This is a genomic window from Paraburkholderia sp. JPY419 (genome assembly GCF_050435705.1).
GTDB lineage: Bacteria > Pseudomonadota > Gammaproteobacteria > Burkholderiales > Burkholderiaceae > Paraburkholderia > Paraburkholderia youngii.
The window spans coordinates 691,437-709,672 of record NZ_JBNDKV010000002.1 but is presented as its reverse complement, the minus strand read 5'-3'; the positions used below and the strand labels follow the sequence as shown (position 1 = coordinate 709,672).

Sequence of the window (18,236 nt, the reverse complement as noted above, 5' to 3'; positions counted from 1 at the left end):
AAAAATCCCGTGGAATGCGGGCGCAAGCCCCGTTCCACGCGGCACGCATTATAGGACGGCTGCTGGCGCGACGCTGGTGGCGGCGCCCAGCAACGGGTGACTCGCGTCAGTGACCTGAGCTCGACCTAAGCCGTCTCCGCAACCCACGCATCGAACCACTCGCGCGGCTGGGCGATTTCATTTTGCATCGCCACGAGTTCGAGTTCATAGCGCCCGGCCTGCCAGGTCGCCTTGACCACCGCGTTGACCGCGGCGAGCGTGTGCTCGAAGGCCGAGCGGATCGAATCGCCGAGCAGCGTGCGCGCGACGAAGACCGCGCTCGTCAGATCGCCGACGCCGACCGGCTGGCGCGCGAACGGATAGAGCGGGCGCTGTCCCATCCACGCTTCGCGTTCGGTGACGACGAGCATGTTGAAGCGGTCGGCGGGACTGTTGCGATCGAGCAGATGCTTGACGAGCACGAGCTTCGGCCCGCGCGCGAGCACCTCGCGGCACGCGGTGACGGCTTCCTCGAGCGTCTCGATCTCGCGGCCGACGAGGCGCTGCAATTCGATGTGGTTCGGCGCGATCCCGTCGGCGACCTGCGGCATTTCGTTGACGAGGAATTCCTGGATGCCGGGATCGACCTTGTAGCCGCCCATGGCGCCCATCACCGGATCGCAAAAGTACCAGGCGCGGGGATTGGCCGCCTTCACGGCCTTGACGATGTCGATCACCGCCTGCGCCTGTTCCGTCGTGCCGAGATAGCCGGAGAGCACCGCGTCGCAGCGCGGCAGCATGCCGATCGCGCCGATGCTGTCGACGAGATCTTCCATCTTCGATGCGTCGATCGCGCTGCCGCTCCAGTGCCCGTATTGCGTGTGATTCGATAGCTGCACCGTATTGAGCGGCCACACGTTGACGCCGAGCCGGCACATCGGAAACACGGCCGCGCTGTTGCCGGCGTGACCGAACACGACATGGGACTGGATGCTCAGAACGTTTTTCGTCATGGTAAGGCTCGCGCAACCGGTCATGCGCGATCAACAAAGCGGGAAGGGAGTCTCGCGCGGGCGGGCCGATGGCCCCGGCGCCGCGCGGCAGACATGCTTGATACAGATGGTGCAGGAAAAACGCACAAACTGCATAGCCGGCAAGTCAGCAAACAGGAGTTTGACAGCCGCGAGTTGATCCGTCCCCGTGCTGTTGCGCCGAACCATCAAACGCACCTGAACATTAACGAAATCTGACAGTTTCCCGCCTAGCCGATGCTTCAGACGAGTTCGCGATACAAAGCCAGATAGCGGTCGGCCGAGGCGCCCCAGCCGAAGTCCTGGCGCATTGCGCGCCGCTGCGCGGCTTTCCATTCGGTGCGGCGTCCGTACAGCGCAAATGCGCGGCGGATTGCTGCGGCGAGTCCGGTCGGATCGAAGCGGTCGAACACGAAGCCGGTGGCGAGATCGTCGGCGAGGTTTTCGAGCGATGCGTCGGCGACCGTATCGGCGAGACCGCCGACGCTGTGCACGAGCGGCAGCGACCCGTAGGCGAGCGCATAGAGTTGCGTGAGCCCGCACGGCTCGAAGCGTGACGGCACCGTGACCACGTCGCTGCCGGCGATGATCGTATGCGCGAGCGCTTCATCGAAACCGAGTTCGACCGCGACCGATTCGGGATGCGCCTGCGCGACCATCCTCAGGCCATTCTCGAGCGCCGGATCGCCGGTGCCGAATACGACCAGTTGGCCTCCGCGCTTGACGATCTCGGGCACCGCGCCGAGCAGCAGATCGAGGCCTTTCTGTTCGGTCAGCCGGCTCACCACGCCGAACAGCAGCGCGTCGCTTCGTTGCGCGAGACCGAAGCGCTTTTGCAGCGCTTCCTTGCAGGCGAGCTTGCCGGCCAGCCGCGACGAGCTGAAGCGCGTCGCGAGCAGCGTATCGCTGGCGGGATTCCACACCGTGTAGTCGACGCCGTTCAGAATCCCGCTCAGATCGTGCGCGCGATGGCGCAGCAGCGCATCGAGCCCGCCGCCGTGCGCGAGCGTCTGGATTTCGCGCGCATAGTTCGGGCTGACGGTCGTGATGCGGTCGGCGTAATAGAGCCCCGCCTTCAGGAACGACAGCTGTCCGTAGAATTCGACGCCGTGCATGTTGAAGAAATCGTGCGGCAGGCCGAGCAGGCCGAACTGATGCGCGGGAAAGATCCCCTGGTACGCGAGGTTGTGGATCGTGAACACGCTGTGCGCCGGCGCGCGGCCGTGCTCGCGTTCGGCGGCTTTCAGGTAGGCGGGCGCGAGCCCAGCGTGCCAATCGTGCGCGTGGACGATCTGCGGCGACCACGTCGGGTCCATTTGCTGCGCGAGTTGCGCGGCGACCCAGCCGAGCAGCGCGAAACGCTGCGCGTTGTCGCCGTACGGCACGTGTTCGTCGTTCAGATACGGGTTGCCGGGGCGGTCGTACAGCGACGCGGCCCGGATCACGTAGACCGCGAGCCCGTTGGTGGGCAGCGTGCCGCGTTCGAGCGTCACGTTCGGCGCGCCGAAGCGGTTGCCCAGTTGCGCGACCGGCTGAAGATCGTGCAAGCCGGCGAGTACCGCCGGAAAGCCGGGCAGCAGCACGCGCACGTCGGCGCCGCGCTCGATCAGCGCGGACGGCAGCGCGCCCGCGACGTCGGCGAGACCGCCCGTTTTGAGAAGGGGATACAGCTCGCTTGCGACGTGCAGGGCGCGAATCGTCATAGGCCGGGTCTCTGTCGGGTTGGCAGGCTTGCTCGGGTTGGTAAAAGGTCAGCGGTGTTGCGGGTGAAGCCGGATGAAGCGAGGAAAGCATGGCCGGCGGCGCCGTGGCCGCCGGTGCATGCATGCGGCGGGCGCGCTACTTCGGATGCTTGCGCAGCGCTTCCTGCGTGACCAGCACGACGCCATCGTCGGTGCGATAGAAGCGCTCGGCGTCGCGCGCCGGGTCTTCGCCGATCACGGTGCCTTCCGGAATCGTGCAGCCGCGGTCGATCACCACCTTTTGCAGGCGGCAACTCGCGCCGACCGTGACCTGCGGCAGCAAGACTGCCTCATTGATATTACAGAACGAACTCACTTTCACGTTCGACGACAGCACCGAGCGCGAAATCTGCGAGCCCGAGATCACGCAGCCGCCGCAGACGAGCAGGTTGTTGCCCGAACCCTGCAGCCCCTTCATGTCGCGTACGAACTTCGCGGGCGGCAACTGCTCCTGGTAGGTCCAGATCGGCCACGACTCGTCGTACAGGTCGAGGGTCGGGATCGTCGAGGCGAGGTCGAGGTTCGCGGCCCAGTACGCGTCGATCGTGCCGACGTCGCGCCAGTACGGCTCGACGCTCGGGTCCGACGACACGCACGACATGCTGAATGGATGCGCGATCGCCACGCCCTGGGTGACCACGCGCGGCAGGATGTCCTTGCCGAAGTCGTGGTCGGTATCGATCGCGGCGATGTTCTCCTCGAGCTGCTTGTAGAGGTAGTCGGCGTTGAACACGTAGATGCCCATGCTCGCGAGCGCCGTGTCGGGACGGCCGGGTATCGCGGGCGGGTCGGCCGGTTTTTCGACGAAGCCGGTCACGCGGCGGTTTTCGTCGACCGCCATCACGCCGAACGCGACCGCGTCCATGCGCGGCACCTCGATGCAGCCGACCGTGCAGTCGGCGCCGCTGTCCGCGTGATCGGCGATCATGCGCGTGTAGTCCATCTTGTAGATGTGGTCGCCCGCGAGCACAACCACATACTTCGGACGGATCGAGCGGATGATATCGAGGTTCTGGAACACCGCGTCGGCGGTGCCGCGATACCAGTGCGCGCCTTCGACGCGCTGCTGCGCGGGCCACAGATCGATGAACTCGCCCATCTCGCCGCGCAGGAAGCTCCAGCCGCGCTGCAGATGCCGCAGCAGCGAATGCGCCTTGTACTGCGTGACCACCGCGATGCGGCGGATGCCGGAATTCAGGCAATTGGAAAGCGCAAAGTCGATGATCCGGTATTTGCCGCCGAAGTGCACCGCCGGCTTCACACGCTTGTTCGTCAGCGGCCCGAGCCGGGTGCCGCGTCCGCCGGCGAGGACGATCGCCAGGGTAGTGCGCTGTAAGTCGTTCAGCCGTGCCGGAGTATTCATATTTGTCTCCTGTCGATCGGCGCGAGCCCTTCAGCACTCACGCGCGACCTCATGCAAGATGGTTGCCTGATTGGTATACCCCCGGGAATGATCTGGCCGCGTCCTCTCCGCTGATGATTTGGGCTGCCTGGCAGTCGTACCGCATTGCCGTTCTTTGCTGCCTGTTTTTCGCGAGTCGGTTTGTCAGTTCTAGCACCGATTGGACTCGAGTGAATAAATGTTTATTGCGGGGGCCGCGTGGCCGACCATCCTGTAACGATCGCCTGTTATGGCGCATTTTTCGGTGCGGCGCAGCACATTGGCCACGAGGTCGTGTCCGGACGATGCTCGAGCGTGTGGGGCGCAATATGCATGCCACGTCGGTGCTGCCGCGCGCCGTGTCCGCGCTGCGCGACTGGCGCCAGAGTTCGGCGGTGCATCGTAGAATCGTGCGCTTCACGCCTCGTGCATCCCTGTTGCGTTTTTTCCAGACCATGCCGATGAATCTTCGCCACCCATTCCTGCTTGCCCTGTCGAGTATCTGCGCCTGTGCCGTGCTCTGCGCGGCGACTGTCGCCGTGGCCGCCACGCCGGCGAGCGAGGCGAGCCCGGGCGCCGCAAGCGGCGCGTCCTCAGTCGACGATTCCGGCCCGGCCTATGGTCCGGAGCTGCAGGGCTTCAGCTACCCCGCGCCGGTCGAGCGCTTCGAATTCACGTCGCAGGCGGTGCCTCTGCAGATGGCCTACATGGACGCGAAGCCCGCGCATGCGAACGGCCGCACCGTGGTGTTACTGCATGGCAAGAATTTCTGTTCTGCAACATGGGATACGACGATTCGCCGGCTAAGTGACGCCGGCTATCGCGTGATCGCACCGGATCAGATCGGTTTTTGCAAATCGAGCAAGCCCGAGCATTACCAGTACAGCTTCCAGCAGCTCGCGCGCAATACGCATGCGCTGCTCGAGTCGCTCGGCATCAGCGACGTGACGGTGGTCGGCCATTCGACGGGCGGCATGCTCGCGGTTCGCTATGCGCTGATGTATCCGCGTGAAACGCAGCAGCTGGTGCTGGTGAACCCGATTGGACTCGAGGACTGGAAGGCGAAGGGCGTGCCGTCGCTATCGGTCGACCAGTGGTATCAGCGTGAGCTGAAGACCAGCGCCGACGGTATTCGCCGCTACGAACAGGCGACTTATTACGCGGGGCAATGGCGCGCGGACTATGAGCCGTGGGTGCAGATGCTCGCGGGCATGTATCGCGGGCCGGGTAAGCAGATCGTCGCGTGGAATTCCGCGCTGCTGTATGACATGATTTACACGCAGCCGGTTTTCTATGAACTCGGGCAACTCAGCATGCCGACGCTGCTGCTGATCGGTCAGAAGGACACGACCGCGATCGGCAAGGATGCCGCGCCGCCCGAAGTGCGCGCGAAGCTCGGCCATTATCCGGAACTGGGCCGCGCGGCCGCGAAGGCAATTCCGCACGCGACGCTCGTGGAGTTTGCAGAGCTTGGGCACGCGCCGCAGATGCAAGATCCGGACGCGTTTCATAAGGCGCTGCTCGATGGACTCGCGGCGGTACAGACCGATCGTTGAGCGTCCAACCGGCTTGCTGTCCCGCTACCGTACTCCTGCGTCCTACATCGCCAGGCGAAACTTCCTGGCAGCTACTTTATGGTTTTTCGCGGATTTCCAGGGAGGACGCTGGCGGACAGGCTGTAGTCGTGCCACAAGCGGCCCTTCGGCGCTCACTTCTGAATTCGTAACAAGTCAAAGGTCCGGCGCTGACCCGCCACTGACCGGGCGGGGAAATCGGACCAGCCAATCATTGGCATCCTAATCGTGTGCGCTATCTATTCCGCTGTCGAGGCGTCTGCCGGATGATGGTGCATCATGCTTGGATCGTGCCCTGCCATCGCGTCGTGGCCATGATCGGACAACTGGGCGTCGAACCATTCGTGTAGCGCCATGACGAGGCGAGGCTCGTCCGCGCGATATACGATTTCGCCTCCATCAGGCAAGTCGTGATAGTGGATCGTCAGTTCACCCTGCTTCGCGGTACGTAGTACGGCTAGGCCCGGCATGTCGTTGCCGTGGATCTGCACCGGCGCATTGAAATCTCCCTCCGAAAACTGCCGGGCGATCATGGCCAAGTGTCCGCGGATCATGGCGGCCTGCTTCGGATCATGATGCTTCGTGACGACCTGCTGGGTTCCGCCGCTGGCCGTCTTCGTAAAGATGTGTGTGGCGGCCGCAAGGGAGAACGGCATTACCTCCGTGCCGTGTTGCTCAACTTCCCTCTGGCGTGGCGTAACGTCGGCGATGGCGGGCGACGACAGAACAGCTATCCCGAGAAGGACCGCGGTTGAGACCGCGACAACAGCCGCGGACGGGAGCGACATGGTTTGCTCCAATCGAAAGAGAGAACGCATAGTCTAGCGTTCACTGTCCGTTTCCGGTATTGGCGAACGTCCCTTCAGGGTCGGGAACCGCCGTTCCCTAGAAGTCCGCGAACAACCATTTTGCTGCCTCTGGCACAACTGAATTGCGCTCGACCCCTTATCGGATAAGGATTTGGACGGCGTCGGCGAAAAGTTTATGGCGTCATCAGTTGCACGCAGCCGGTTTTCTATGAACTGGGGCAACTCAGCATGCCGACGCTGCTGCTGATCGGTCAGAAGGACACGACCGCGATCGGCAAGGATGCCGCGCCGCCCGAAGTGCGCGCGAAGCTCGGCCATTATCCGGAACTGGGCCGCGCGGCCGCGAAGGCGATTCCGCACGCGACGCTCGTGGAGTTTGCGGCGCTCGGTCACGCACCGCAGATGCAGGACCCGGATACGTTTCACAAGGCGCTGTTGGACGGGTTGGCCGCGGTGCCGACGAACCGCTGAGGGTTCGAGCGGATTTTTGTCCCGTGTCCATGACGATCTCCCAAAAACGAAGCAGCCCGATCATCGTAAGCCGATCGGGCTGTTCCGGTCAGGCTGACCGTCCTGACCGAGGGCACGTCAGCGCACGCGCATAGCGCCGCGGCCACGGGAGCCGCGATATCACTTCCGTATCGAAGTTCACGCGACGCTGACGGCCGCGCGAGCGCGCATCAATAGCCGCCGCTGCTGGTGGCGCCGCTGCTGCTGCCCGACGAGCCCATGTCGCCGCCCGTGGACTGGCACGCGGCCAACGGTAACGATGCGACTCCTAGCGCGATGATCACGGATACGGCCGATAACAGTCTTGATACTTTCATGTAGAACTCTCCTGCACGGCCAACGCGACTGACTTGCCGCGCGGCCACGCGTTGAGCCGGGGAGTCGCGGATCGCTAGCGGCAAGTCCCGCGACGCCGGCGGCGGTTACAAAAAAGGACAGGCAAACCTTCTGCAAAACGGGCAAGCAACCGCTGTGCGCGGCCGACGATTCCGTTTCGCGGTTCCACGGCTACGCGCTCGTTCACGCGACGCCTAATCTACGAACGCCAACGGCTCGCCTTTATTCCACCGCAATGGGTTATTTGTGACACGTATCGCGTCGGGATGCTTGCCTTCAATGCGGCACGGACTTTGCGTAAGCCCCCCGCGACCGTTTGCCGGCCCTAACATTGACAGGTGCAAGGAATATGGATGTAGACGCGATCAATGCAAACCTCACCGATCCTGGAGTCCGCGTTGACCTGTCCGCACTGCGGGTGCGACACAGTCGTGACGATGCCGGGCGACGCCTGCGTCTACTTCTATGAATGCCCGCGGTGCAAAGCCTTGCTTTCTCCGAAGTCCGGCGACTGCTGCGTCTTCTGTTCGTATGGCTCGGTCAAGTGCCCGTCCGTGCAAGAGGCCGGTGCGTGCTGTGCGAAATCTGTCACTCGAGCCGGGCCATGAGCCGAGGCGAGCGCAGGCATCGAAACAAGGCTTGGCCTGAATAATCGGCTAACTCTCGACCGACGTGGCGGGATGCATGTCGAGCCTCGCGTTGGCGTCCCTTTTGAGTGGCGCCGCCGCCAGCACCGATGCAAGTACCATCAGACCTCCGCCAAACCATGCCGAGGTCGAAACGTGCTCCCCGAGCCATACGTAGGCGAATAGCGCACCGAACGCGGGCTCGCTGCCCATCAGCAAAGCGACGCGCGTCGGGTTACTGCGCTTGACGGCAAAATTCTGTGCGAAAAATGCGAACAACGTACAGGCGAGCACGAGGTAAGCAATGCTCGCCCAGAAGTCGCTGTGCCCATTGAGCGACGGCAGCGCCTGCCAATGCTGTGACGGCAACACGAACGCCACCAGCACACTGCCCAGTGCAACGACGCCTGCCTGGACCGCCGTTACCGACAGCGGGGCAAGATTCGATTCGCGCATCACGCGCTTGGTCACGCACACCATCAGCGCGCGCAGCAATGCCGCAAGAAGGATCAGCGCATCGCCTGCGGTCGGAATGATCGCGCCTCCGCTGACGAACGCGGCGCCCGTCAGCGACAAAGCCACGGCAATCCATTCGCCACTCGACGGCTTTCGTCGCAGCAACACCCATTCGACCAGCGGCGTCAGCGCGACACACAGACTGATAAGGAACGCCGCATTCGACGCGCGTGTGTGCGCGATCCCGAACGTCTCGGCCAGGAAGATGCTGAGCAGGATTGCGCTGGAACCGAGCGCGCCCAGCAAGGCGCACGCTTTAACGTGTCGAAGCGGGCGCAACGCAGGCGACAACACGACGAACGTTAGTCCGAAGCGCAACGCCAGCAGACCGAGCACCGGATAGATCGCGAGCGCGCCTTTAACGACCCCATAACTCGTGCCCCACACCATCGCGACCGCAAGCAGCATCAGGTCGGATATCCATAACGCCCTCGTTTGCTTCGACATGACGGACCTTGTGATTTCACTCGTATGGTCCGAATTGTCGGGTATTGCGCCGAAAACTATAATTCACGGCGGCGGAACATCTTTTATGTTTTAAATGCACAAGTGCCCAAGGCAGGTCCAAGGATCGCGATGAATCCGAATGAGCTTTTTGCGTTGCTACCCGACATGGCGATGTTTGCGAGGGTCGTCGACGCCGGCAACTTCTCCATCGCCGCGCGGCAACTGGGCAGTACACCGTCGACTGTCAGTCGGCAGATCAAACGCCTCGAGGATGCGTTGGGCACACGCCTGCTCGAGCGCTCGACCCGTAGCATCCGGTTGACGGATTCGGGCGCGCAGATTTACCGGTACTGCCGGGATATGGTCGGCGCGGCCTCGGGTGCCGTGGACGTCGCTGGACAAGGGGCGGGTGATCCGCGAGGCAAGGTCAGCATCAGTGCGCCGATTTCGTATGCGAGATCTGTCATCCATCCGCTCGTTCCGGAGTTTCTGCGCATGTGGCCCGACGTGGATGTCCATCTGGTCTTCGCCGACCACGACGTCGATCCGCTGCGTGACGATGTCGATCTGGTGATCCGGCTCACGCGTTCGCCTCCGCCGGGTCTTGCTGCCCGGCGACTCGGCGCGGTCAAATGGGTTCCGTGCGCGTCGCCTGCTTATCTGGCGGAGCGGGGGACGCCGGCCGAGCCGCGCGACCTGGCGCGGCATTTATGCATTTATCTGGGAGAGACGGTCGACGACAATCGATGGCATTTCCGCCGCGACTCCGAGACACAGATGGTCGAAGTGAAGGGGCGCTACGTTGCCAATGATACGAGTGCGCGATTGGATGCCGCGCTGCATGGTCTGGGCATTGCGAGCTTGCCCGATTTTGTCGCTGCGCAGGCGATTTCCGCGGGCGACATCGTCCAGGTGCTGAGCGACTGGGAGTTCGAGGCACGTCCCTATATGGGCCCGGTTTGGCTGCTTTATCCGCCGAATCGATTTTTGCCGTCTCGAGCACGTGCGTTGATCGATTACCTGGTGAGTCATCTCCACGACAGGTGACGAGCGCTTGGGCGCGACCATCACTTGGCCAAACGAAGTCGGAAAATCGCTGAGATGGCCTCGTTTTCCTGCTCGTACACGGTACTTCGGGCCTGCCTGCGTCACTGTCCGCCTGTCACTCATGTGCGTTGCCATTTCCGTCAGATCATCTAGTCTTTTTGCTGTTCGAAAGCGAGGTGCTACCCGACATCGCGATTTTTAATTCATCCATTGAAAGGAAATCACCCATGGACTTGAACCTGACAGGCAAACTCGCACTGGTGAGCGGCAGCACAGCCGGCATCGGTCTCGCTATCGCCAGCACGTTGGCGCAGGAGGGCGCTCGAGTCATCGTGAACGGCCGCTTGCAGTCATCCGTGGATGACGTAGTCGCGCAGCTCAAAGCGCAGACTGGCGGCGACGTGCAGGGATTTGCCGGCGATCTCGGTACCGCCGCTTCAGCAGAAGAACTCGCGCGACGCTACCCCGGCGTGGAAATTCTGGTCAACAACCTGGGCATCTTCGAGCCCAAGCCGTTTGAAGAGATCCCCGACGCGGACTGGCAGCGGTTCTTCGATGTCAACGTGTTGAGCGGGGTACGCCTCGCTCGCCTGTATCTGCCTGCGATGAGGCAGGCCAACTGGGGGCGCATCATTTTCATTTCGAGCGAAAGCGCGGTGCAGATCCCAGCTGAAATGATCCACTACGGGATGACGAAAACCGCCCAGCTGGCGGTCGCGCGCGGACTCGCCGAAGCCGTTGCCGGCACCGGCATTACGGTCAATAGCGTGCTGCCGGGGCCAACGAAATCGCGGGGAGTCGGTGAATTCGTGGAGACCCTTGCCAAGGCCGACGGCAAATCGTTCGAAGCGTTCGAAAAAGAGTTCTTCGAGAAGGTCCGTCCCACTTCGCTGATCAAGCGATTTGGTTCGCCGCAGGAAGTCGCGTCGCTGGTGGCCTATATCGCCAGTCCGCTTTCGTCGGCCACCACGGGAGCTGCGTTGCGGGCCGACGGGGGCGTTGTAAAGAGCGCCTTCTAGCACCGCGCCGGCCTGGGGCCGGCTTCTCATGCGACTGGTCCAACTCAGTGCAAAGACAAGGGCGGCTCGCCATGAGCCGCCCTTTTTTCGTGCGTGGCCGTGTCGGCCGATCGGTTCGCGAAGCGTTTATTCGACCGCCATCAATTCATCGCGCACCTCGGCGCCGATCTCGAACGAGCGCAGCCGCGCTTCGTGATCGTAAATCTGCGCGGTCAGCATCAACTCGTTCGCGCCTGTCTGCTCGATGATCGATTGCAGACCTTCGCGGATCGCGTCGCGATCGCCGAGCACAGTGCACGCGAGCGCTCGCGCGACGTTGTTCAGCTCCATCTCCGATGCGTCGAGCCGCTCGACCGGTGGCTGCAATTGCCCCGGCGTGCCGCGCCGCAGATTGATGAACTGCTGCTGCAGCGACGTAAAGAGGCGCGCGGCTTCGTCGTTCGTGTCGGCGGCGAACAGATTGACGCCGACCATCGCATACGGTTTCGCCAGCGTCGCGGACGGCCGGAACTGCGAGCGATACACCTGTAGCGCGCTCATCATGTAATCGGGCGCGAAGTGCGACGCGAACGCGAACGGCAGCCCGAGCGCCGCGGCCAGTTGCGCGCTGTACAGCGACGAGCCGAGCAGCCACAGCGGCACATTCAGGCCCGCGCCCGGCACCGCGCGAATGCGCTGGCCCGCGACCGGTTCGGCGAAGTAGCGTTGCAATTCGACGACATCATCGGGGAAGGTTTCGGCGCTCGCCTGCAGGTCGCGGCGCAGCGCGCGGGCGGTGGTCTGATCGGTGCCGGGCGCGCGGCCAAGGCCGAGATCGATCCGGCCCGGATACAGCGACGCGAGCGTGCCGAACTGTTCGGCGATCACGAGCGGCGCATGGTTCGGCAGCATGATGCCGCCGGAGCCGACACGAATCGTCTTCGTGCCGCCGGCCACGTAGCCGATCACGACCGAGGTCGCCGCGCTCGCGATGCCGGTCATGTTGTGATGCTCGGCGAGCCAGTAACGCTTGTAATTCAGTTTTTCCGCGTGCTGCGCGAGTGACAGTGTGTTCCTGAATGCATCAGCGGGCGTGGCATCGGCGGTGACCGGCGAAAGATCGAGAACCGAGAAGGGGATCATTGTCTATTCATAGCGATGGGCGGCGCTTTCGCGCGATGGGGCATTGTGGCAAAGCGGCGGCTTTTCTGCTGGCGGCGCGGCGATGTCCCTGACGGCCGAAGGGTCGCCAGCGCTGGTGAGGCGCGACGAGAGGCGATGCGTGGCGCGGAAATTGCGCTTGCGTAGCGTGTTCGCGCGGCGGTGCTTCGCATTCGCAGTGCGGTCGAATAAGCAATCCAACGAGTGACCGTGCGCCGATCGGAATTCGAGTGTACGGTTTAAGTATTCGGTACGGTGACGCGACGCGTCGCCCGAAATCTGGAATGTAGCGAAGGAGTTCCCGATCCCATGAATGTCGTCAAAGAGTTTCGTACCCGGTCGTTCCAGGACGTGTGCCACGCATTGCTCGACCGCGAGGAGATCGCGCTCGTCGACGTGCGTGAGGAAGATCCGCACGCGCGCAGTCATCCGTTGTTCGCCGCCAATCTGCCACTGTCGCGGCTCGAACTCGATGCGCCGCTGCGGATGCCGCGCCTCGCCGTGCCGATCGTCGTGTTCGATGCCGGCGAAGGGCTCGCGAGGCGCGCGGCCGAGCGCCTCGACGAGCTCGGCTATAGCAACGTCGCATTGCTCGAAGGAGGTCTGCAGGGCTGGCGCGAAGCGGGCGGCGAGTTGTTTAAGGATGTCAACGTGCCGAGCAAGGCGTTCGGCGAACTGGTCGAAAGCGTGCGTCATACGCCGTCGCTGTCCGCGCAGCAGGTGCAGGCGCTGCTCGATCGCGAGGCCGATGTCGTGGTGCTCGACGCGCGCCGCTTCGACGAGTTTCAGACCATGAACATCCCCGGCAGCATCAGCGTGCCGGGCGCGGAGCTGGTGTTGCGCGCGCGGCAGCTCGCGCCGGATCCGGCCACGCGCATTATCGTCAATTGCGCGGGACGCACGCGAAGCATCATCGGCGCGCAGTCGCTGATCAACGCGGGCGTACCCAATCCGGTGGCCGCGCTGCGCAACGGCACGATGGGCTGGACGCTCGCCGGCCAGCCGCTCGCGCATGGCAGCACGCGGCGCGTCGAAGGCGCGGTCGACGACGTATCCCGTCTCGCGGCGGCCGACGGCGCGCGCGCGCTTGCCGACCGGGCGCGCGTGCGCCGCACCTCGCGCGACGAAGCGCGCCGCTGGGCCGACGAGGCGGTGCGCACCGTGTATCGCTTCGATGTGCGCACGCCCGAGGAATACGAGGCGGGCCACGTGCCCGGCTTTCGCAGCGCGCCTGGCGGCCAGCTCGTGCAGGAAACCGACCTGTTCGTGACGGTGCGCGGCGCGCGTGTGATCCTCGCGGACAGCGACGGCGTGCGCGCGAACATGACCGCATCGTGGCTCGCGCAGATGAACATCGAGGTGTTCGTGGTCGATGGCCTGACGGCGGGCGATTTCGCCGAGAAGGGCGTGGCGCCGCTCGCGCGCAACGCGGTCACGCCACCCGACGTCGACGACATCGAGCCCGCCGAGCTTGCGGCGCTGCTGCAGTCGCCGGGAACCGTCGTGCTCGACTTCACGAGCAGCACGAATTATCTGAAGCGGCACATTCCGGGCGCATGGTTCGTGATCCGCAGCCAGCTCGCCGACGCGCTGCGCACGCTGCCCGATGCGAAGCGCTATGTGGTGACGTGCGGCAGCGACGTGCTCGCGCGCTTCGTCGCACCGGAACTCGCCGCGGCGACCGAGCGGCCGGTGCAGGTGCTGCGCGGCGGCACGCGCGCGTGGATCGACGCGGGCTTGCCGGTAGAGTCGGGCGGCACGCGGATGGCGTCGCCGCGGATCGACCGGTATCAGCGGCCATATGAGGGCACGGAGAACGCGCGCGAAGCGATGAGCGCGTATCTGGAGTGGGAGCATGGGCTCGTCGCGCAACTGGCGCGCGACGGCACACACGGCTTCCGGGTGATTTGAAGGGGCCGGCCTTCCGGAGGCCGGCCAGCCTGCGCCCCTTTCGCACCGCGCGAATCTTCTGCCAATTCGGTGTAAACGCGCTCTCGTCGAAAGCCTCCGATGCGTTTAGATTATCGACATCTGGAAGGCTTATCGAGGGACCAGGGCGGCCATAAAAGGCAGCGGTTTGTCATTCGGCGATGGCGCAAGGTGAGCAGCCAAGGTTGCTCATCGCTTCGTCTGGAGCAGGCCGCTGCGCGTCGTCCGCGGTGCTTCGCGCAAGGCGGCTGATGAGCCGCTGTCACTTCCGGTTGATCGTATCGACCGACATGGCGACGCTGGACACAGCGTCGCCTTTTTGCTTCTGGCTTGCCCATTTTCGACCGATCCCAGCCGATCTTTTAGCGCTGCGCGCAACACGTTGCGTGCGTAGCCGCACTCGTCGCGCCTGCGTTGCTCGCGGTTTTCTCCGCGCGCGGTTATCCTTGTAGTACACACTACAGACCGGCCATGCGCAGCAACTTTAGATGCCGCGCATCCGGACAGGAATCGAAGTGAGCCTCAAACCGCTGGGCGTCACGCTGCTAATAGCGTGCGTTGCGCTGACCGGCTGCGACCAACAGCAGAGCGATCAAGCCGTGCAAAAACTCAAGGACTTCTTCAACGCGGTCAAACCGGACGCGTTGTTGCTCAAGGATATGACGCCGGGCGTCACGACCGAAGCGCAAGTTCTCGCGCAGATGGGCAAGCCCGAAACCACCCGCACCTTCACCGACGGCTCGAAGCGCTTCGAGTATCCGCGCGGCCCGCAAGGCCTCACCACCTACATGGTCGACATCGATCGCGACGGCAAGCTGCAGGCGATTACGCAGGTGCTCACCGCGGACAACTTCGCGAAGATCCGCTCCGGCATGACCGAGGACGAGGTGCGTCGATTGCTTGGTAAGCCGGGAGAGGTCGCGGTGTTTCCACTAAAGCCGGAAACCGTGTGGAGCTGGAAATGGCGCGAGCGCGGCGTGACCGAGGAAGGCATCTTCAACGTTCACTTCGACCGGAACGAGAGGGTGTACACCACGTCACGCTCGGACGTGATTCGTGGGCGATAGGTGGGAAGAATGTCGAATAGAAGACGGCCGGACAAGCGGGCCGAAAGAGCGGGGTAGGCATGATACGTCGACGTCGATACAGCCGGATCGGGCTGGTGTTGGGGGGCGGCGCCGCGCGCGGCTGGGCGCATATCGGCGCGATTCGCGCGCTGCAAGACGCGGGCATCAAGCCCGACGTCGTGTGCGGCACGTCGATCGGCGCGCTGGTCGGCGCGGTCTATGCGAACGGCGATCTCGACTGGCTCGAGGAGTGGGTGTCGCGTCTCACGTGGCAGACCGTGGTGCGGCTGCTCGATCTGCGCATCTCGGGCGGCCTGCTCGGCGGGCGCAAGGTGATCCAGCTATTCGCCGACAAATTCGCCGGCCGCTCGATCGCGCAACTGAACATGCCGTTCGCGGCAGTCGCGACCGAGCTCGACACGGGCCGCGAAATCTGGCTGCAGGACGGCAGCACGGTCGACTCGGTGCGCGCGTCGATTGCGATTCCGGGCATCTTCACGCCGGTGTGGCACAACGGCGTGTGGCTCGTCGACGGTGGGCTGTGCAACCCGGTGCCGGTGTCGGTCGCGCGCGGCATGCGCGCGGACTGCGTGATCGCGATCGATCTGAACAACGACATCCTGAACGGCCGCGACTTCGGCGGCCCGGTCATCGAAACGCCCGCGCTCGATCCCACCGCGCCGCCGCCCGTCGCGCTGCGCCGCAACGGCAAGCCGTGGCCGCGCTGGTTGGCGCCAGCCCAAGCGAGCGCCACCGACGACGTGCGCGTGCCGCCGAAGCCGAGCGCGCACGTGCCGTCGATGTTGAGCTCGATCGCGCAAAGCATCGATATCATGCAGGTGCGCATCACGCGCAGCCGGCTCGCGGGCGAACCGGCCGATATCCTGATCCAGCCGCGTCTGGGCGGCATGGGCATCTTCGATTTTCATCGCGCGGCGCCGGCCATCGAGGAGGGGCGCGCGGCGGTCGAACACATGCTGCCGGCGATTCGCGCTCGGCTCGCGCTCGAATGAGCGCGAGCGGTCCAGCGTCGGAGCCGGCGCGCTCGCGCTAATGCAACAGCAGCGCGAGTTCGGCCGGGGCGCCTTCGAACGCGAAGGGATTGAGAAACTGGCGCCGCCACATCGGTTCGCGATCGACCTCGCTGAATTGCGCATCGGCGCAGACCGCGTCCCAGTGCTCCAGGATGACCTCGATCTGCTGGCGCGCGATCGCCAATGAGTGATTCATATGTGCTTCACAAAGCGCCTTTATGACTCATATATGAGTCAGGCTGGCCCGCGTCGGCGGAAGGGCGCCTGCCACCGCGGTCGCCGCGGCCTATCGAAAAAGCGACCCGAACTTTGCGAAATCGCGGCGCGGCCAGGCGCGCGCCGCACACCTGACAAAACGATAACCCTCGTGATACCAAGCGCTACGAGCGTTCCGCGCGCGCCGACAGCGCCATGCTGCGTCGCAGCAAGCCATCCGCCCGGTATTTGAGAAATTGATTTTCGCTTGCGAGACTCCGCGCCATGCCGGAGCAGCGAGCCGCCCACGAAGCTGCCGCCATCCGCGCCAATTCAACGAACCTGGATGGAGACACGCGTGTTCCTATACGGCTTTGGTCCCGTGCTGCTCGCCGGCACGCTGCAGACGATCGAGCTGTCCGTCCTGTCGCTGGCGGCCGCTGTGTTGCTCGGCCTCGCGGGCGCGGCGGCGAAACTCTCGTTCAACCGGCCCCTGCGGGCCATCGCGACCGGCTACACGACGCTGATCCGCTCGGTGCCCGACCTCGTGCTGATGCTGCTGCTGTTCTACAGCATCCAGATGGCGGTCAACGATCTGACCGACGCGCTCGATCTGCCGCAGTTCGACATCGATCCATTCGTGGCCGGCGTGCTGACGCTCGGCTTCATCTACGGCGCGTACTTCACCGAAACCTTCCGCGGCGCCTTTCTCGCGGTGCCGCGCGGCCAGCTCGAAGCGGGCAGCGCGTACGGCATGAGCGGCGTGCGCGTGTTCACCCGCATCCTGTTTCCGCAGATGATGCGCTTCGCGCTGCCCGGCATCGGCAACAACTGGCAGGTGCTCGTGAAGGCCACCGCGCTCGTGTCGATCATCGGTCTCGCCGACGTCGTCAAAGCCGCGCAGGACGCCGGCAAGAGCACCTTCAACATGTTCTTCTTCATCCTCGTCGCCGCGCTGATCTATCTGGCGATCACCACCGTCTCGAACGTCGCGCTGATCTGGCTGAACCGCCGCTATTCGATCGGCGTGCGACACGCGGAGCTCTGAACGTCATGATCGATATCCTCAATCAATTCTGGAAGGCGTATCTGTTCTGGGACGGGCAGCGCCTGTCGGGTCTCGCGGTCACGCTGTGGCTGCTGGTCGCGTCGATCGCGATCGGCTTCGTGTGCGCGGTGCCGCTCGCGGTCGCGCGCGTGTCGAAGAAGCGCTGGCTGTCGACGCCGGTACGTCTGTACACCTACGTATTTCGCGGCACGCCGCTCTACGTGCAGCTGCTGTTGATCTATACCGGCGTGTACAGCCTCGCGTTCGTGCGCTCGCACAGTCTGCTCGACGCGTTCTTTCGCAGCGGCTTTCACTGCGCGATCCTCGCGTTCGCGTTGAACACCTGCGCGTACACGACCGAGATTTTCGCGGGAGCGATTCGCTCGACCTCGCATGGCGAAGTCGAGGCGGCGCGCGCCTATGGCATGAGCTGGTTCACGATGTACCGGCGCATTGTGATACCGTCCGCGCTGCGTCGCGCGCTGCCGTTGTACAGTAACGAAGTGATCCTGATGCTGCACGCGACCACGGTCGCGTTCACGGCCACGGTGCCCGACATCCTGAAGGTCGCGCGCGATGCGAATTCGGCGACCTACCAGTCGTTCAACGCGTTCGGGCTCGCGGCGTTAATTTACCTCGTGGTGTCGTTTGCGCTGGTTGCGTTGTTCCGGCGCGCCGAGCGCCGTTGGCTCGCGCATCTCGCGGTGCGCACGCATTGAGCGCGCGTCGACATTGCAGCGGGCGCCGCGCGCTTGCGCACGGCGGCGTGCGCACCAGACCGATCCGTATCTTCACTGGGAGAGCAT

The 18,236-nt window shown here is 64.1% G+C and carries 17 protein-coding genes and 1 pseudogene; 10 read left to right on the top strand and 8 right to left on the bottom strand.

The features are described from left to right. Nucleotides 1–125: 125 nt before the first annotated feature. From pdxY to glgC, 3 genes are all read right to left on the bottom strand, one after another. Nucleotides 126–992 (bottom strand): pyridoxal kinase PdxY, encoded by an 867-nt coding sequence (gene pdxY, locus QFZ91_RS09440; RefSeq protein WP_176108975.1) that lies wholly within the window; start codon nucleotides 990–992, stop codon nucleotides 126–128. Between the two features lie 260 nt (nucleotides 993–1,252). Continuing rightward, entirely contained in the window at nucleotides 1,253–2,713 is a 1,461-nt protein-coding gene (glgA, locus tag QFZ91_RS09435) for a glycogen synthase GlgA (RefSeq protein WP_429567074.1), read from the bottom strand. Nucleotides 2,714–2,849: 136 nt separating this feature from the next. Further along, complete coding sequence (glgC, locus tag QFZ91_RS09430) at nucleotides 2,850–4,115, bottom strand: glucose-1-phosphate adenylyltransferase (RefSeq protein ID WP_176378046.1); 1,266 nt, start codon at nucleotides 4,113–4,115, stop codon at nucleotides 2,850–2,852. A 323-nt stretch (nucleotides 4,116–4,438) separates the two neighbouring features. Between glgC and QFZ91_RS09425 the strand changes: the two genes are divergently transcribed. Next, on the top strand, nucleotides 4,439–5,689 hold the full coding sequence (locus QFZ91_RS09425; RefSeq protein WP_429567073.1) for an alpha/beta fold hydrolase: 1,251 nt from the start codon (nucleotides 4,439–4,441) through the stop codon (nucleotides 5,687–5,689). Between the two features lie 257 nt (nucleotides 5,690–5,946). Here the strand turns inward: QFZ91_RS09425 and QFZ91_RS09420 are convergent, their stop codons facing one another. Continuing rightward, nucleotides 5,947–6,495 (bottom strand): aspartate carbamoyltransferase, encoded by a 549-nt coding sequence (locus QFZ91_RS09420; protein ID WP_429567072.1) that lies wholly within the window; start codon nucleotides 6,493–6,495, stop codon nucleotides 5,947–5,949. Nucleotides 6,496–6,708: 213 nt separating this feature from the next. Between QFZ91_RS09420 and QFZ91_RS09415 the strand changes: the two are divergent. Next, nucleotides 6,709–6,987, top strand: a pseudogene (locus tag QFZ91_RS09415) (alpha/beta fold hydrolase); the annotation flags it as partial. A gap of 209 nt (nucleotides 6,988–7,196) precedes the next feature. Here QFZ91_RS09415 and QFZ91_RS09410 read toward each other — a convergent pair. Next, the gene (locus tag QFZ91_RS09410; protein WP_176378044.1) at nucleotides 7,197–7,343 is read right to left on the bottom strand and encodes a hypothetical protein; all 147 of its coding nucleotides are present in this window, start codon (nucleotides 7,341–7,343) and stop codon (nucleotides 7,197–7,199) included. A gap of 387 nt (nucleotides 7,344–7,730) precedes the next feature. On the opposite strand from QFZ91_RS09410, the gene QFZ91_RS09405 reads away from it, so the two are divergent. Beyond that, a complete protein-coding gene (locus tag QFZ91_RS09405) occupies nucleotides 7,731–7,970 on the top strand; it encodes a GDCCVxC domain-containing (seleno)protein (protein ID WP_429567071.1) in 240 nt (79 codons plus the stop codon). Between the two features lie 48 nt (nucleotides 7,971–8,018). On the opposite strand, the gene QFZ91_RS09400 is transcribed toward QFZ91_RS09405, so the two are convergent. Then, on the bottom strand, nucleotides 8,019–8,951 hold the full coding sequence (locus tag QFZ91_RS09400; protein ID WP_429567070.1) for a DMT family transporter: 933 nt from the start codon (nucleotides 8,949–8,951) through the stop codon (nucleotides 8,019–8,021). 129 nt (nucleotides 8,952–9,080) lie between these two features. Here QFZ91_RS09400 and QFZ91_RS09395 point away from each other — a divergent pair, with 129 nt between their 5' ends. Both QFZ91_RS09395 and QFZ91_RS09390 read left to right on the top strand, forming a co-directional pair. Then, nucleotides 9,081–9,998 (top strand): LysR family transcriptional regulator, encoded by a 918-nt coding sequence (locus QFZ91_RS09395; protein ID WP_429567069.1) that lies wholly within the window; start codon nucleotides 9,081–9,083, stop codon nucleotides 9,996–9,998. 227 nt (nucleotides 9,999–10,225) lie between these two features. Beyond that, nucleotides 10,226–11,017, top strand: coding sequence for an SDR family NAD(P)-dependent oxidoreductase (locus QFZ91_RS09390; protein WP_368590842.1), 792 nt, complete (start codon nucleotides 10,226–10,228; stop codon nucleotides 11,015–11,017). Between the two features lie 126 nt (nucleotides 11,018–11,143). Here the strand turns inward: QFZ91_RS09390 and QFZ91_RS09385 are convergent, their stop codons facing one another. Continuing rightward, a complete protein-coding gene (locus QFZ91_RS09385) occupies nucleotides 11,144–12,139 on the bottom strand; it encodes an LLM class flavin-dependent oxidoreductase (RefSeq protein WP_429567068.1) in 996 nt (331 codons plus the stop codon). Nucleotides 12,140–12,466: 327 nt separating this feature from the next. On the opposite strand from QFZ91_RS09385, the gene QFZ91_RS09380 reads away from it, so the two are divergent. From QFZ91_RS09380 to QFZ91_RS09370, 3 genes are all read left to right on the top strand, one after another. Then, a complete protein-coding gene (locus tag QFZ91_RS09380) occupies nucleotides 12,467–14,068 on the top strand; it encodes a rhodanese-related sulfurtransferase (protein WP_429567067.1) in 1,602 nt (533 codons plus the stop codon). Nucleotides 14,069–14,601: 533 nt separating this feature from the next. Further along, entirely contained in the window at nucleotides 14,602–15,153 is a 552-nt protein-coding gene (bamE, locus tag QFZ91_RS09375; RefSeq protein WP_429567066.1) for an outer membrane protein assembly factor BamE domain-containing protein, read from the top strand. Nucleotides 15,154–15,212: 59 nt separating this feature from the next. Next, nucleotides 15,213–16,166 (top strand): patatin-like phospholipase family protein, encoded by a 954-nt coding sequence (locus tag QFZ91_RS09370; RefSeq protein ID WP_429567065.1) that lies wholly within the window; start codon nucleotides 15,213–15,215, stop codon nucleotides 16,164–16,166. A gap of 37 nt (nucleotides 16,167–16,203) precedes the next feature. Here the strand turns inward: QFZ91_RS09370 and QFZ91_RS09365 are convergent, their stop codons facing one another. Continuing rightward, nucleotides 16,204–16,383: a hypothetical protein gene (locus tag QFZ91_RS09365; RefSeq protein WP_429567064.1), complete on the bottom strand. Its 180-nt coding sequence runs from the start codon at nucleotides 16,381–16,383 to the stop codon at nucleotides 16,204–16,206. 357 nt (nucleotides 16,384–16,740) lie between these two features. Here QFZ91_RS09365 and QFZ91_RS09360 point away from each other — a divergent pair, with 357 nt between their 5' ends. Next, nucleotides 16,741–17,430, top strand: coding sequence for an ABC transporter permease (locus tag QFZ91_RS09360; protein ID WP_176110610.1), 690 nt, complete (start codon nucleotides 16,741–16,743; stop codon nucleotides 17,428–17,430). 5 nt (nucleotides 17,431–17,435) lie between these two features. After that, nucleotides 17,436–18,149, top strand: coding sequence for an ABC transporter permease (locus QFZ91_RS09355; protein ID WP_176378038.1), 714 nt, complete (start codon nucleotides 17,436–17,438; stop codon nucleotides 18,147–18,149). Nucleotides 18,150–18,236 lie beyond the last annotated feature (87 nt).